This is a genomic window from Quadrisphaera sp. DVD1, assembly GCF_058932755.1.
In genome coordinates this window covers 1-13,399 of sequence record NZ_JBZYWI010000081.1, presented here as the reverse complement: position 1 = coordinate 13,399, position 13,399 = coordinate 1, and the positions used below count along the sequence as shown (strand labels likewise).

The 13,399-nt window shown below is 75.2% G+C and carries 8 protein-coding genes; 4 read left to right on the top strand and 4 right to left on the bottom strand.

Annotation, left to right across the window (positions count from 1 at the left end; translation table 11 throughout):
- Positions 1–632, bottom strand: a 632-nt coding sequence (locus AC5FZL_RS10545; RefSeq protein WP_493618542.1) for an MATE family efflux transporter, incomplete at its 3' end; no start/stop codon positions are given.
- Between the two features lie 449 nt (positions 633–1,081).
- Between AC5FZL_RS10545 and AC5FZL_RS10540 the strand changes: the two genes are divergently transcribed.
- On the top strand, positions 1,082–3,739 hold the full coding sequence (locus AC5FZL_RS10540; protein WP_493618541.1) for a replicative DNA helicase: 2,658 nt from the start codon (positions 1,082–1,084) through the stop codon (positions 3,737–3,739).
- A 225-nt stretch (positions 3,740–3,964) separates the two neighbouring features.
- Positions 3,965–5,314 carry an NADP-specific glutamate dehydrogenase gene (gene gdhA / locus AC5FZL_RS10535; protein WP_493618540.1) on the top strand — a complete coding sequence of 450 codons (1,350 nt, stop codon included), beginning with the start codon at positions 3,965–3,967 and terminating at the stop codon, positions 5,312–5,314.
- Positions 5,315–5,375: 61 nt separating this feature from the next.
- On the opposite strand, the gene AC5FZL_RS10530 is transcribed toward gdhA, so the two are convergent.
- Both AC5FZL_RS10530 and AC5FZL_RS10525 read right to left on the bottom strand, forming a co-directional pair.
- A complete protein-coding gene (locus AC5FZL_RS10530; RefSeq protein WP_493618539.1) occupies positions 5,376–8,132 on the bottom strand; it encodes a putative bifunctional diguanylate cyclase/phosphodiesterase in 2,757 nt (918 codons plus the stop codon).
- 9 nt (positions 8,133–8,141) lie between these two features.
- Positions 8,142–9,314 carry an FIST signal transduction protein gene (locus tag AC5FZL_RS10525; RefSeq protein WP_493618538.1) on the bottom strand — a complete coding sequence of 391 codons (1,173 nt, stop codon included), beginning with the start codon at positions 9,312–9,314 and terminating at the stop codon, positions 8,142–8,144.
- Between the two features lie 160 nt (positions 9,315–9,474).
- Between AC5FZL_RS10525 and AC5FZL_RS10520 the strand changes: the two genes are divergently transcribed.
- On the top strand, positions 9,475–11,028 hold the full coding sequence (locus AC5FZL_RS10520; protein WP_493618537.1) for a methyl-accepting chemotaxis protein: 1,554 nt from the start codon (positions 9,475–9,477) through the stop codon (positions 11,026–11,028).
- An 85-nt stretch (positions 11,029–11,113) separates the two neighbouring features.
- Here AC5FZL_RS10520 and AC5FZL_RS10515 read toward each other — a convergent pair whose 3' ends face one another.
- Positions 11,114–12,745, bottom strand: a complete 1,632-nt coding sequence (locus AC5FZL_RS10515) for a glycoside hydrolase family 6 protein (RefSeq protein ID WP_493618536.1) — start codon at positions 12,743–12,745, stop codon at positions 11,114–11,116.
- A gap of 171 nt (positions 12,746–12,916) precedes the next feature.
- On the opposite strand from AC5FZL_RS10515, the gene AC5FZL_RS10510 reads away from it, so the two are divergent.
- Positions 12,917–13,399 (top strand): SprT family zinc-dependent metalloprotease (locus AC5FZL_RS10510; protein ID WP_493618535.1); only part of this gene is annotated, 483 nt, incomplete at its 3' end.

Below are 13,399 nucleotides of genomic sequence, written 5' to 3'. Positions count from 1 at the left end.
ACGACGCGCAGCAGCGCCGCGGCCATGGCGACCTGCACCACGGCGGTGGACGCCGCCGACCCCGCCAGGCCGGCGTCCAGGCCGATCACGAGGACGACGTCCAGGACCGCGTTGACGGCCGCTCCGGCCACGGCCACCACCAGGGGCGTGCGGACGTCCTGCAGGCCCCTCAGGACGCCCGTGGTGGCCAGGACGAGCAGCATCCCCGGCAGGCCCGGCAGCGACCAGCGCAGGTACGTCACCGCCAGCGGTGCGGCGTCGGACGGCGTCCCCAGGGCCGCGACGACGTCCGGCGCCCACACCCACCCCGCCGCGGCCGTGACCACCCCCAGGCCCAGCGCCAGCCAGGCGCCGTCGACGCCCTGGGCCAGGGCGCCGGGGAGGTCGCCGGACCCCCAGCGCCGCGACACCGCCGCGGTGGTCGCGTAGGCGAGGAAGACGAAGACGCCGACCGCCGTGGACAGCAGCGCCCCGGCCGCGGCGAGGGCGGCCAGGGGCAGGGTGCCCAGGGTGCCGACGACGGCGGAGTCGACGAGGAGCAGCAGCGGCTCGGCCACCAGCGCGCCCAGGGCGGGGACGGCCAGGGCCAGGAGCTCGCGGTCGGCGGGGGCGGTCCGGCGGCGTCCTCCCACCGCTCCATCCTCGGCCACGCGCGATCCGCGACACGCCGAGCGGCGCGACACGCCGTCGCCTGGCGTTCACCGGTGGACCACCCGTCGTCCACACCCGGTGGACATCGTCGTCGCTGGTCGCGAGCGCGCGGCAGAGCGCTGTCCCCAGTTGTCCACAGCTGTTTCCACTGCCTGTGGACAACTTCCGTGCTCCTGTCCACACGTCCTCCCCAGGCCCGCGAGAGGGGCGTGGTAGATCCACCTCCGGGGGGCGCCTACCGTGCCACCGACCCCCCACCGAGCACCCGGGACCGCCGCGCGGTCCGAGCGGCCGCTGGTGGGCGCACCTCGGGCGGGACTGTCGGTGGTGCGTGGCTGACTGTGCTGCACGGCGCGCGCGGTGAGGGTCGTGCCGACCGGCACACCGGTCGGCACGGGCAGGCGCGGAGGACCCGCGGAGGAGGGCACGGATGACGCTGGCGGACCTGGGGCCCTACGAGCAGGCGGGCCCCCCCTCGGAAGACCTCGGCCGCACCCCGCCTCAGGACATCGCCGCCGAGCAGAGCGTGCTCGGCGGGATGCTGCTGTCCAAGGACGCCATCGCCGACGTCGTCGAGCAGATCCGCGGCACGGACTTCTACCGCCCCGCGCACGAGATGATCTACGACGCGATCATGGACCTCTACGGCCGCGGCGAGCCGGCCGACGCGATCACCGTCACGGCCACGCTCACCCGCCGCGGGGAGATCGGGCGGGTCGGTGGGCCCTCCTACCTGCACACGCTGATCTCCTCGGTGCCCACGGCGGCCAACGCCGGGTACTACGCGGCGATCGTGCGCGAGCGCGCCGTGCTGCGCCGCCTCGTCGAGGCCGGCACCCGGATCGTGCAGATGGGCTACGCGGCCGACGGCGGCGACGCCGACACGATCGTCAACAACGCCCAGGCGGAGATGTACGCCGTCACCGAGCGCCGCACGACCGAGGACTACGTGCCGCTGGGCTCGGTCATCGAGTCGACGATCGACGAGATCGAGGCCTCCAGCCACCGCGGCGACGGGATGATCGGCGTGCCCACGGGGTTCGCCGACCTCGACCAGCTGACCAACGGGCTGCACCCCGGGCAGATGATCGTCATCGCTGCGAGGCCAGCGATCGGCAAGAGCACGATCGGATTGGATATCGTCCGTTCTGCTTCGATCAAGAATGGAATGACTTCCGTCGTCTTCTCGCTCGAGATGAGCAAGAACGAGATCACGATGCGCCTCCTCTCGGCGGAGGCGAAGATCCCGCTGCAGAACATGCGCAAGGGCACCATGCGCGAGGAGGACTGGACCCGTCTGGCCCGCACCATGGGGCAGGTCAGCGAGGCGCCGCTGTTCATCGACGACTCCCCGAACATGACCCTCATGGAGATCCGGGCGAAGTGCCGGCGGCTCAAGCAGCGCCACGACCTGCGCCTGGTCGTCATCGACTACCTGCAGCTCATGACGTCGGGGAAGCGCGTCGAGAGCCGCCAGCAGGAGGTCAGCGAGTTCTCCCGCGCGCTCAAGCTGCTGGCCAAGGAGCTCGAGGTGCCGGTCATCGCCATCTCCCAGCTCAACCGCGGTGCTGAGCAGCGCACGGACAAGAGGCCGGCGATGAGCGACCTCCGTGAGTCGGGCTGCCTGACCTCGGACACGCGCGTGCTGCGGGCGGACACCGGCGCGGAGACGACGATGGGCGAGCTCTACGCCCTCGGCTCCCGCGACGTGCCCGTGTGGACCTTGGACGACTCGCTGCGCTACGTCCGCCGTCACCTGACGCACGTCTTCCCCACCGGGACGCGCGAGGTGTTCCGGCTGCGCCTGGCCTCGGGCAAGGAGGTGCGCGCGACGGCGAACCACCCGTTCCTCACCTACGAGGGCTGGACGCCGCTCGGCGAGCTGACCACTGGCGCGCGGCTGGCGGTTCCGCGCCACGTCCCGGGCCCGGAGCGCGTCGCGGCGTGGGCCGACGACCGCGTGCTCCTCCTCGCCCACCTGCTCGGTGACGGGTCCTTCGTGCGCCGGCAGCCCCTCCGCTACGCCAGCGTGGACGAGGCGAACCTCGCTGCGGTCACCGAGGCCGCTCGCCGGGAGTTCGGCATCACCGCCGTGCGCGACGACCACCCGGCATCCCGCTGCACGAGCCTGCGGCTGCCCGCGCCGTACCGCCTGGCCCACGGCCGTCGGAACCCCGTCGCCACGTGGCTCGACGACCTGGGCCTGTTCGGCCTGCGCAGCCACGAGAAGTTCGTGCCCGATGAGGTCTTCCACCTCCCCAAGCAGCAGATCGCCCTCTTCCTGCGCCACCTGTGGGCGACCGATGGGTCCGTCACGGTCAACAAGAGCGGTCGTGGGGGGCGGGTCTCCTACGCCTCCACCAGCCGCCGCCTCATCGACGACGTCTCGCGCCTGCTCCTCCGCTTCGGGATCTCCGCCGGCGTGCGCACAGCCACCCCCAAGGGCTCCTACCGCCCGGGCTACACCCTGGACGTGTCGGGCGTGGACGACCAGCGTCGCTTCCTGCAGGAGATCGGTGTCCACGGCGCCCGGGGCACCAGCGCCGAGGCGCTGCTGGGCTGGGTCCGCTCGGCGTCCGGCAACCCCGACGTCGACACCGTCCCCCGCCAGGTGTGGGACCGCGTGCGTGACGTGCTGGCCGAGCAGCGCATGACGCACCACGAGTTCGCCGCGGCGATGGGCACGTCCTTCAGCGGCAGCACGCTGGGGAAGCACGCGCCGTCACGGCAGCGGCTCGGACGCGTGGCGGAGGTCCTCGACGACGCCGAGCTCGAGGTCCTGGCCGTCAACGACGTCCTCTGGGACGAGGTGGTCTCGATCGAGGCCGAGGGCGAGGAGCAGGTGTTCGACGCCACGGTGGTCGGCGGGCACAACTTCATCGCCAACGGCATCGCCGTCCACAACAGCATCGAGCAGGACGCCGACATCGTCATCCTCCTGCACCGCGAGGACGCCTACGAGCGGGAGTCCCCGCGCGCGGGCGAGGCCGACCTCATCGTCGCCAAGCACCGCAACGGCCCGACCGACAACATCGTCGTGGCCTTCCAGGGCCACTACTCCCGCTTCGTCGACATGGCGCACGGCTGAGGCCAGCGCGGTGGCGGGGGACCCGGCACCGGAGCCCGCCGAGCCGCTCGGCGGCGAGGCGGCCTGCCTGCTGCCGTGGGTCTGCCCGGAGTGCGGGCGGCTGGACGAGGACCGCACGAGCGGGCGCTGCTCGGGGTGCGGCGCACCCCGGTCCGCGTCGTAGCCTCCTCGGAGGGCCCGACCGGGCCCCTGAGGCACCTGACGCAGCAGTCGCAGGAGGGCACCATGACCGTGGACGCCCGCTCCACCGTCGAGGCCATCTACGCCGAGGTGCTGCGGCGGAACCCGGGGGAGCAGGAGTTCCACCAGGCCGTCCGCGAGGTGCTGGACTCGCTGGCGCCGGTGCTCGCGCGCCACCCCGAGTACGCCGAGCTCAAGACGATCGAGCGGATCTGCGAGCCCGAGCGCCAGATCATCTTCCGCGTGCCGTGGACCGACGACCAGGGCGAGGTGCAGATCAACCGCGGCTTCCGCGTCGAGTTCAACTCCGCCCTGGGGCCGTACAAGGGCGGCCTGCGCTTCCACCCCTCGGTGTACCTCGGCATCGTGAAGTTCCTCGGCTTCGAGCAGGTCTTCAAGAACGCCCTCACCGGCATGCCGATCGGCGGAGGCAAGGGCGGCTCGGACTTCGACCCCAAGGGGCGCTCGGACGCCGAGGTCATGCGCTTCTGCCAGTCGTTCATGACCGAGCTGTACCGGCACCTGGGCGAGCACACCGACGTGCCGGCCGGCGACATCGGCGTGGGCGGGCGGGAGATCGGCTACCTGTTCGGCCAGTACAAGCGGATCACCAACCGCTACGAGTCCGGCGTGCTGACCGGCAAGGGGCTGGGCTGGGGCGGGGCGCTCGTGCGCACCGAGGCCACCGGGTACGGGGCCGCCTTCTTCGCCACGGAGATGCTCGCGGCCCGCGGCACCTCGCTGGAGGGCCGCCGGGTCGTCGTCTCGGGCTCGGGCAACGTGGCGCTGTACGCCGTCGAGAAGGTGGCCCAGCTCGGCGGGCTCCCGATCGCCTGCTCGGACTCCGACGGCTACGTGGTGGACGAGACCGGTCTGGACCTCGAGCTGCTCAAGGAGGTCAAGGAGGTCCGGCGGGGGCGCCTGAGCGACTACGCCGAGCGCTCCCCAGGCGCCCGGCACGTCGCCGGCGGCTCCGTCTGGGACGTCCCCTGCGAGGTGGCCATCCCCTCCGCCACGCAGAACGAGCTGGACGCCGACGCCGCGGTGACCCTGGTCCGCAACGGGTGCATCGCGCTGTCGGAGGGCGCGAACATGCCCACCACCCCCGACGCGGTGCGCGTGTTCCAGGAGGCCGGCGTCGCGTTCGGGCCGGGCAAGGCCGCCAACGCCGGAGGCGTGGCCACGTCGGCGCTGGAGATGCAGCAGAACGCCTCGCGCGACAGCTGGACCTTCGCGCACACCGAGGCGCGCCTGGCGGAGATCATGCGCGACGTCCACGCCCGGTGCCAGGCCGCCTCGGAGGAGTACGGCGCCCCGGGCGACCTCGTGCTGGGCGCGAACATCGCCGGGTTCGTGCGGGTCGCCGAGGCGATGCACGCGCACGGCATCGTCTAGGACGCCGGCCACCGGTCCACGTGGAACCGACCCACGTGGAACCGACCCACGGGGAACCGGGTCAGCGGGTGAGCGCGGTGCCCGGCGCCGCGGCCAGGCGCTGCCGGCGCCGTCCCAGCTGGTCGGCCAGGGCGCGCCGGGCCTGGCCTGCGGGCACCGGCCGGGCGAAGAGGAAGCCCTGGCCGGCGGGGCAGCCCAGGTCGAGCAGGACGCGCTGCTGCGCCGCGGTCTCGATGCCCTCGGCGACGACCGAGAGCCCCGCGGCGTCGGCGATCGCCAGGACGGCGCGGACGATCCCCACGTCGATCCCGCGCCCGTCGCCGCTCTCGTCCCCGAGGCCCGCGACGAAGGAGCGGTCGACCTTCAGCCGCTCCACCGGCAGCGCCTTGAGGTAGCCGAGGTTGGAGTACGACGTCCCGAAGTCGTCCAGGGCGAGGCGCACGCCGGCGCGGCGCAGCGCGTGGAGCTGGCCGAGCAGCTGCTCGGTGACGGCGATGCCCTCGGTGACCTCCAGCCACACGTCCTGCGGGCGGACCCCGGTCCGCGCGACGACGTCCAGCACCCGCTCCGCGAACGCCGGCTCCTCCAGCTGCACGGGGGAGACGTTGACCGAGACGCTCAGGCGCTCGCCGCCGGGCAGCCGCTGCCACGCGGCCAGCTCGGCGCAGGCCCGCTCCAGCACCCAGGCGCCGATCTCGGTGATCGCCCCGGTCTCCTCGGCGAGGGGCACGAAGGCGACGGGGGAGACGGGCCCCAGGTCGGGGTGGTGCCAGCGCAGCAGCGCCTCGAAGCCCGTCGTGGCGCCGTCGGCGAGGTCGACGATCGCCTGGTAGTGGACCTCGAGCTGCCCGCGCTCGAGGGCGCTGAGCAGGTCCGAGCGCAGCGTGAGCCGCTCGACCGAGCGCCGCGCGGCGGCTCCGTCGAAGACCTCGACCCGCCCGCGCCCGCTGCGCTTCGCCTCGTACATCGCGGCGTCGGCGTCGCGCAGCAGGTCGGTGGCGTGGTCGCCGTCGGGCCCGCGCCGCCCCACGACCCCGCCGATGCTGATGCCGACGCGCACCCGCTCGCGCCCGAGGGCGAAGGGGGCGCTGAGCGCCTGCTGCACCCGGTCGCCCACCGCGGTGACGGCGTCCAGGCCGGTGGTGCCGCCGAGGACGATGACGAACTCGTCGCCGCCCAGGCGCGCCAGGAGGTCCTCCGGGCGCACGCACGCGCGCAGCCGCCGGGCGACCTGGCGCAGGAGGTCGTCGCCGGCCTCGTGGCCGAGCCGGTCGTTGACCGACTTGAACTCGTCGAGGTCGCAGAAGAGCAGCCCGACCATGCCGGGCCGCTGCGCGCGCAGCGACGCCTCCAGGACCTGGCGCGCGAGGTCGCGGTTGGCCAGCCCGGTGAGCGAGTCGTGCGTGGCGCGCTGGCGCAGCTCGTCCTCCAGCCGTCGGCGCTCGCCGACCAGGCGGGAGGAGACGACGACGCCCGCCTCGACCCCGGGGGCGGGCCCCAGGCCGCTCTCGACCCACACCCAGCGGCCCCGGCCGTCGAGCAGCCGGTGCTCGCAGGTGCTCGCTGCGGGTGCGGCGCGCAGCCCGGCGAGGAACCGCCCGAGGTCCTCGGGGTGGACGAGCGCGGCGAGGTCGGTGCCGACGAGGTCGGCGGGCGCGTGCGCCACCTGGCGGGCGTAGGACGGCGAGGCGTAGGTGACCGTGCCACCGGCGTCGACGACGGCGACGAGGTCGGTGATCGCGTCGGTGACCAGGCGCAGCCGCGTCTCGCTGCTCGCCAGGGCGCGGTAGAGCTGCGCGTTGACCAGGGCGGCGCTGACGTAGCCGGCGAAGAGGGTCGCCGCCTCCACGTCCGCGGGGGAGAAGGCAGCGGGGCGCGCGTGGACGGCGTAGAGCAGCGCGACCGGTGCGCCCTCGTGGAGCACCGGGACGCAGAGCAGCGACCGCGCGCTCTGGCGCAGGGCCGGGGACAGCGCCCCGGCGGCCAGGTCGGGGTCGTGGTGGACCTCGCCGCGCAGCGCAGCGGGCCACACGGCGAGGTCCTCGGTGCGCCGGGGCCAGCTGAGCACGCCCGCGCGCGGCATCTGGTCCTGCGCGGCGAGCGAGGCCACGCCGTCCTCGACGATCACCGCCGCGGCCCAGCCCGCGTCGGTGACCTCGCGCAGCAGCTCCACCGCCTCCTCGAGCAGGGGCTGCAGGTGCAGGTGGCGGGTGAGCCGGTGCCCGGCCCGGGCCAGCCGCTCGACGGCGGCCCGGCGCTGGCCGTCCTCGAGGGACGAGCGCAGGCGGGAGGCGACCGAGCGCAGCAGGTGCAGCTCTCCGAGCGTGAAGGCGCCGCTGGAGCGGGTGAGCACCAGCGCCCCGGCCCCGGGGTCGCCCTCGGCGAGCGGCACGTGCAGCAGGGCGACCACCGGCACGCCGCCCACGACCGGCGGCTCCTGCCCGGCCGGGCACGCCCACGTCACCGGCAGCCCGTCGCCGTACAGCGCCTCGCCGCCGGGGACGGTGGGGGCGAGCGGCTCGCCGGCGTCGCCGAAGCCGCACGCGGCGACGACGTCCACGCGCCCGTCGACGGGGCGCACGAGGTAGGTCAGGTCGGCGGAGAAGCTCTCCGAGAGGACGCCGAGCACCCGGTCCACGAGCCGGTCGGGAGGAGCGGGCTCGCCGATGACCTCGAGCAGGCGCACGAGGCGCGCGGAGTCCCGGAACGCCTCACCGGCGGCCGTGGTCGCGGCGGCCACCTGCTGGCGCAGGGCCGCCACCTCGGCCAGGTGCCGCTCGCAGGACGGGTCGAAGGACGGGTCGGAGGACGCGGTCACGAGCGCACCTCAGAGCGCGATCGCGGTGAGCGTCGCGTTGTGGACGCCCCCGAGGCCGCGGGTGCGGGCGAACTCCCCGTACGTGTAGAAGCCGAACGTCGTGGCCTCGCCCGCCGCCTCGTGCAGGCGCCGGACCTCCTCCGGGTGCCCACCGGCGAGGACGTCCATCCGGGCGATGCAGTCGAAGACGAGGAGCACCCGCTCGTCGCCGTGCACCAGCGCGCGGGAGGCGACGTCGGCCACCACGTCCATCAGCGCCTGGGGGGTGGCGGTGACGACCTGCACCGCCGAGAACGGCGGCAGGGGCGTGAAGCTGGTCAGCGGGCCGCCGTCGGCGCCGGGGAAGACCCCTCGCACGAGGTGCGAGCCGTCGGGCTCGATCACGCCGAGCGCGTAGGAGGCCTGCCACAGGCGGCCGTCGGCGCGGCGCATGCCCTCGCCGGCGCTGAGGTCGGCGTGCTCGCCGTACACAGCGGTGGCGGGGCGCCCGCCGATCTCGTGGATGAGGAGCCCCTCGGAGCGGGTGACCATCTGGGGCAGGCCGACCGGCGTCCAGCCGTGCGCGGACGCGACGGTGAGCGGCCGCGGTGAGGCGATCCACACGCCGACCGCTCCACCGGTGATGACCTGGTCGTCGTGGAAGACGGAGGTGACGTGCATGCGGCGGTCGTCGCCCGCGGCGCCGCCGACGACGGGGACCGTGGCCCCGGCCGTGCGGTGCACGCCGGTCAGCACGGCCTGCTGGTCGCCGCCGAGGCCGTCGGTGAAGAGCAAGACGGCGGCGTGCGGCTGCTCCGGGCCCGCGCCCGCGGCGGCGCGCGCCGCCCGGGTCAGCTCGGCGCCGACCTCGACCGGCCGCTCGGCCATCCCCGACGCCGACCCGACCCCGAAGCGGTAGCCGCCGCCGGACAGGACCAGGACCGCGACGCCGGTGCCGGGCTCGGCGAGGTCCAGCCCCGTGAAGTGCCCGGCGCTCGTGGCCCCGGCCAGCGGCGCCGTGCCGGTCACGGACCGGACACCGGCGAGCAGCGAGGGCAGGTCGTAGCGGACGGAGGCCAGGACCAGCACCAGGGACGGCGCCGCGCCCTCGAGGCCGGCGGTGGCGGCACGGGCCGCGGCCTCCCCGGCGCCCGTGGCGTCGTCGAGGGCGCTCGTGCCGGCTCCGGAGCGGATCTTGCGCATGGCGAGGTCATCGGACGCCGCCCGGGCCACCTTCAGGCCTTCGCGCCGATCGGCCCAGCCGTCCGTCGATCGACCGACGGGCTCAACTCTCCGGGGGTGGTGCCGATGAAGGCTCGACGGGCCCGCTGGAGCGGCCCCACGCCGAACCCGAGGACTCCACGTGCCACTGCTCGCGAACTCCCGACGGAACGCTCCCGCCGCGCCGGCGCCCTACCCGAAGGACGTCGAGGCGCTGGAGAAGGTGCTCGCCGCGCTCGACGACGGCGTGAGCACGGCGGTCGACGCCCACCGCCGCGTCGTGGAGACCCTGGCCGGCGCGCTCGACCTCTCCTACGGCTCGGTGTGGCTGCCGGACGGCCACGGCGCCTTCGCGCTGCGCGCGGAGACCGGCCCCATGGCCCCGAAGATGGCCGCGGGCTGGGACGCCTCGCGCGCCCTCGCCGCGGGCGACGGCCTGGCCGGCGAGGCGATCCGCACCCGCCAGCCGATGATCGTCGACACCTCGACGGTGGGTGTGAAGTGCCTGCGCTGGGAGCTGGCGAAGTCGGCCGGCGCGAGCCGCGGCTGCGTGCTGCCCGTGCTGCACGAGGGCAGGATGGTCGCGCTGCAGGAGTACTACACCTCGGGCGAGCTGCCCTTCTTCGGCGGCCGCACCGAGAAGTGGGAGACGATCGGCCGCATCGCGGCGCGCGCCGCGCAGTCGGCCGTCTCCGCCGCCCAGCTGCGCGAGACCCTCGACGACCAGCTCGCGGTGACGACGGTGGTCAGGAGCGTCGGCGACACCCAGGACGAGCGCTCGGCGCTGCACGCCGCGCTCGACACGGTCCGCGAGGCGTTCGGCTGGGCCTACGGGTCGTTCTGGGCGCTCGACGAGGCGGCGGGCGTCCTGCGGTTCGCCCAGGAGTCCGGCTCGGCCGGCGAGGAGTTCCGCAAGGTCACCCTGGCGGCGTCCTTCGCCGAGGGCGTGGGCCTGTCCGGGCGCGCCTGGCGCTCCCGCGACCTCGTCTTCGTGCGCGACCTCGCCGAGGTCACCGACTGCGTGCGCGCTCCCGCCGCGCAGCGCGCCGGCGTCCGCTCCGGCGTGTGCTTCCCGGTCATGGCCGGCGGCCGCATCGTGGGCACGATGGACTTCTTCGTCACCGAGACGATCGACCTGTCGGAGTCGCGCACCGCGGCGCTGCGCAACGTCCAGCAGCTGGTCTCCCAGCGGCTGGACATCGTGCGCCGCGCGGACGCCGACTCCGCCAACGCCCGCGAGCTGCTGGACACCGTGGCGCGCCTGCGCGAGACCACCGTGGACGCCGGCCGGGTCGCCGAGGAGGCGGTCAGCCGCGCGTCGACGATGACCGGGGAGGTCGAGGCGCTGAGCCAGGCCTCGGCCGCGATCGGCGACGTCATCAAGATCATCTCTGGCATCGCCGACCAGACGAACCTGCTGTCGCTCAACGCGACGATCGAGGCGGCCCGCGCCGGCGAGGTCGGCCGCGGGTTCGCGGTCGTGGCCAGCGAGGTCAAGGACCTCGCGCGGGCGACCGCGGCGGCGACCAAGCAGGTCTCCGACCAGATCGCCGGCATCCAGGCGAGCAGCCGCTCGGTGGCCTCCGGCATCCACGCCACGAGCGAGATCATCGGCCAGCTCGACGTCGTCCAGGCCCGCATCGGCGAGGTGCTCGAGGAGCAGGCCAAGATGGCGCAGGCCTTCGAGCAGCGCTGATCCGGAACAGCTCGCAACGCCGCAGACGCCAGCAGCCCCCGACCGGTGACGGTCAGGGGCTGCTGGCGTCCGCGCCCGACGGGGATCAGTACGCGGCGCGCGTGGCGAGGCCGATCGCGTACTCGGGCCACCAGGTGCCCGCCGCCGGCTCGCCGCGCCCGCAGTCGCCGTCGCTCTGCCCGACCATCTTGATCCACAGGTAGGCGTCCGCCGAGCGGCTCGTCGTGGCCGTGGTCGGCCGCTCGCCCAGCGCGCGGCCCTGGGGGTTGCACCACGCCTCGGGGCCGGTCGCCGGGCCCAGGCCGTTGCGGCTGGTGTCCACGACGAAGTGCGAGCCGCCGAGGCGAGCGGCGAGGTCCTCGCCGTACGCCTGCTCGGACGCCGTCCGGCCGAAGTTCGACACGTTCACCGCGAAGCCGCGGGCCTGGGCCACCCCGGCCTCGCGCAGGCGCGCGGCCATCTGGTCGGCCGGGACCCACCCCGCGTTGCCGGCGTCGAGGTAGACCACGGCACCGGTCGCCGAGCGCAGCGCCGAGACGGCGTCGCGCAGCATCGCCGTGCGCTCGGTGCGGGCTGCGGGGGACAGGCAGTCCAGCTGGGCCAGCGCGTCCGGCTCCAGGACCACGACGGCCCGCCGGTCGCCCAGCCCGGCGGCGAACGCGCGGACCCACTCGGCGTAGGCGGCCGGGCTGGACAGCCCGCCGGCGGAGTACTGCCCGCAGTCGCGGCCGGGGACCGCGTAGACGACGAACGACGGCACCGCGCCCGCGGCGGCCGCTGCCGTGCTGCGCGCGGCCACCTCGTCGCCCACGCGGCCGGCCGGCACCCAGTCGCCGAACCACTGCGCGACGGGCTGGTCGGCGATCTTGGTCAGGGCGGCGACGGCGGCGGCGTCGCCGGAGCGGCGCGCCAGCTCGCGGCGGGCGTCGGAGGCGGGGTCCACCCAGAACCGCGCATCGGCCAGGGGGTTGCCCGTGGCCGCCGGAGCGGTCGTGGCCGCCGGTGGGGTCGCGGTGGCGCTCGCGGCGTTCGGCGGCGGGGTGGGCGTGGCCGTGGGCGTCGCCGTCGGGCTGGGGCTCGCGGTGGCGGTGGCCGTGGGACCCGGCGTCGTCGTCGCCGGGGTGGCGCGCGTGAAGGCGACCCGGTCGAGGCGCAGGTTCCGGTCGCACGCGCTGGTGCTGAGGTCGTTCGTGTAGGTGACCGCGACGGTGTGGGCACCGGCCGACCACCGCCCCTGGACGCCGACCGTCGTCCACGAGGTGGCGCTGACCCTGCCGGAGCCGACGTCCTTGCCGTCGACGCTGACGCGCGCGACCGGCGCGCCCTGGCACTGGTCGCCGCGCACGACGACGTCCAGCCGCGTGGCGCCCTCGGGGGCGGTCACCGAGCCGGTCGCGGTCGCCGCTCGCCGGATCTCCAGCCCGCGCCCGCCCGAGGCGGTGCGGTCGGCGAAGGGGAGCCCGGCGCGGGCCGGCAGGGAGAAGCGCTCGCCCTCGGTGCCGATGGTCGGCGCGGGGGCCGCCGCGGTGGCCGGCTCCGACGCCGTGGCGGAGGGGGCGACCAGCGCCAGGGCGGTCAGGGCGCCGGCTGTGAGCACCGCGGCTGTGCGCCGGGACGGAGTGCGCCGGGAGGGAGTGCGCCGGGAGGAGGTGCGGCGCGGCCGGCGGGGGAGCTCGACGGCGTCGAGGTGCGGGTCGAGGTGCTGGTGCGCGGTCATGACCGTCCGTCGGTGAGGAGGTGCCGCGTCGCGGCGGGAGGGGTTCCTCCTGATCGTCGTCGGCGACGGGCCGCGGCGTGGGCGTTGTGCCCGAACTGGTGCACATCTGGTCACTCCCGGCGACTCGGGCGTCCGTGCGGAACCGTCGGTGCGGCGCCGTACGGTCCTCGCGTGCAGATCGAGGACGCCGTGGCGCTGGCGACGCGGCTGCTGGCCCAGCACGGCCTGACCGGCTGGCGCGTCGTGCTCGACCGCGCCCGCACCCGCGCGGGGGTCTGCCGGCCCGCGCGCCGCGAGATCGGCCTGAGCCGGGTGCTCACCGAACTGCACAGCGAGGCCGAGGTGACCGACACCGTGCTGCACGAGGTCGCCCACGCCCTGGTCGGTGCCGAGCACGGCCACGACGCCGTCTGGCGCGCCACCGCCCGCGCGATCGGCTGCTCGGGCGAGCGGTGCGTGTCCGCCACCGCGCCGCGGGCCCCCGCGGCCTGGGAGGGGCGCTGCCCGGCCGGCCACACGAGCACGCGCCACCGCCGCCCCGACCGCCCGGTCTCCTGCGCGCGCTGCTCGTCGCGGTTCGACCCCTCCGCGCTGCTGGTGTGGCGCTTTCACGGGCAGGAGGTGGTCATGCCGGCGCGCTACCGGGCCGAGCTG

Bases quoted from the DNA above. Each gene is read 5' to 3' on its own strand.
- AC5FZL_RS10540 (WP_493618541.1), top strand. From the start codon at position 1,082: ATGACGCTGGCGGACCTGGGGCCCTACGAGCAGGCGGGCCCCCCCTCG.
- gdhA (WP_493618540.1), top strand. From the start codon at position 3,965: ATGACCGTGGACGCCCGCTCCACCGTCGAGGCCATCTACGCCGAGGTG.
- AC5FZL_RS10525 (WP_493618538.1), bottom strand. From the start codon at position 9,314: ATGCGCAAGATCCGCTCCGGAGCCGGCACGAGCGCCCTCGACGACGCC.
- AC5FZL_RS10515 (WP_493618536.1), bottom strand. From the start codon at position 12,745: ATGACCGCGCACCAGCACCTCGACCCGCACCTCGACGCCGTCGAGCTC.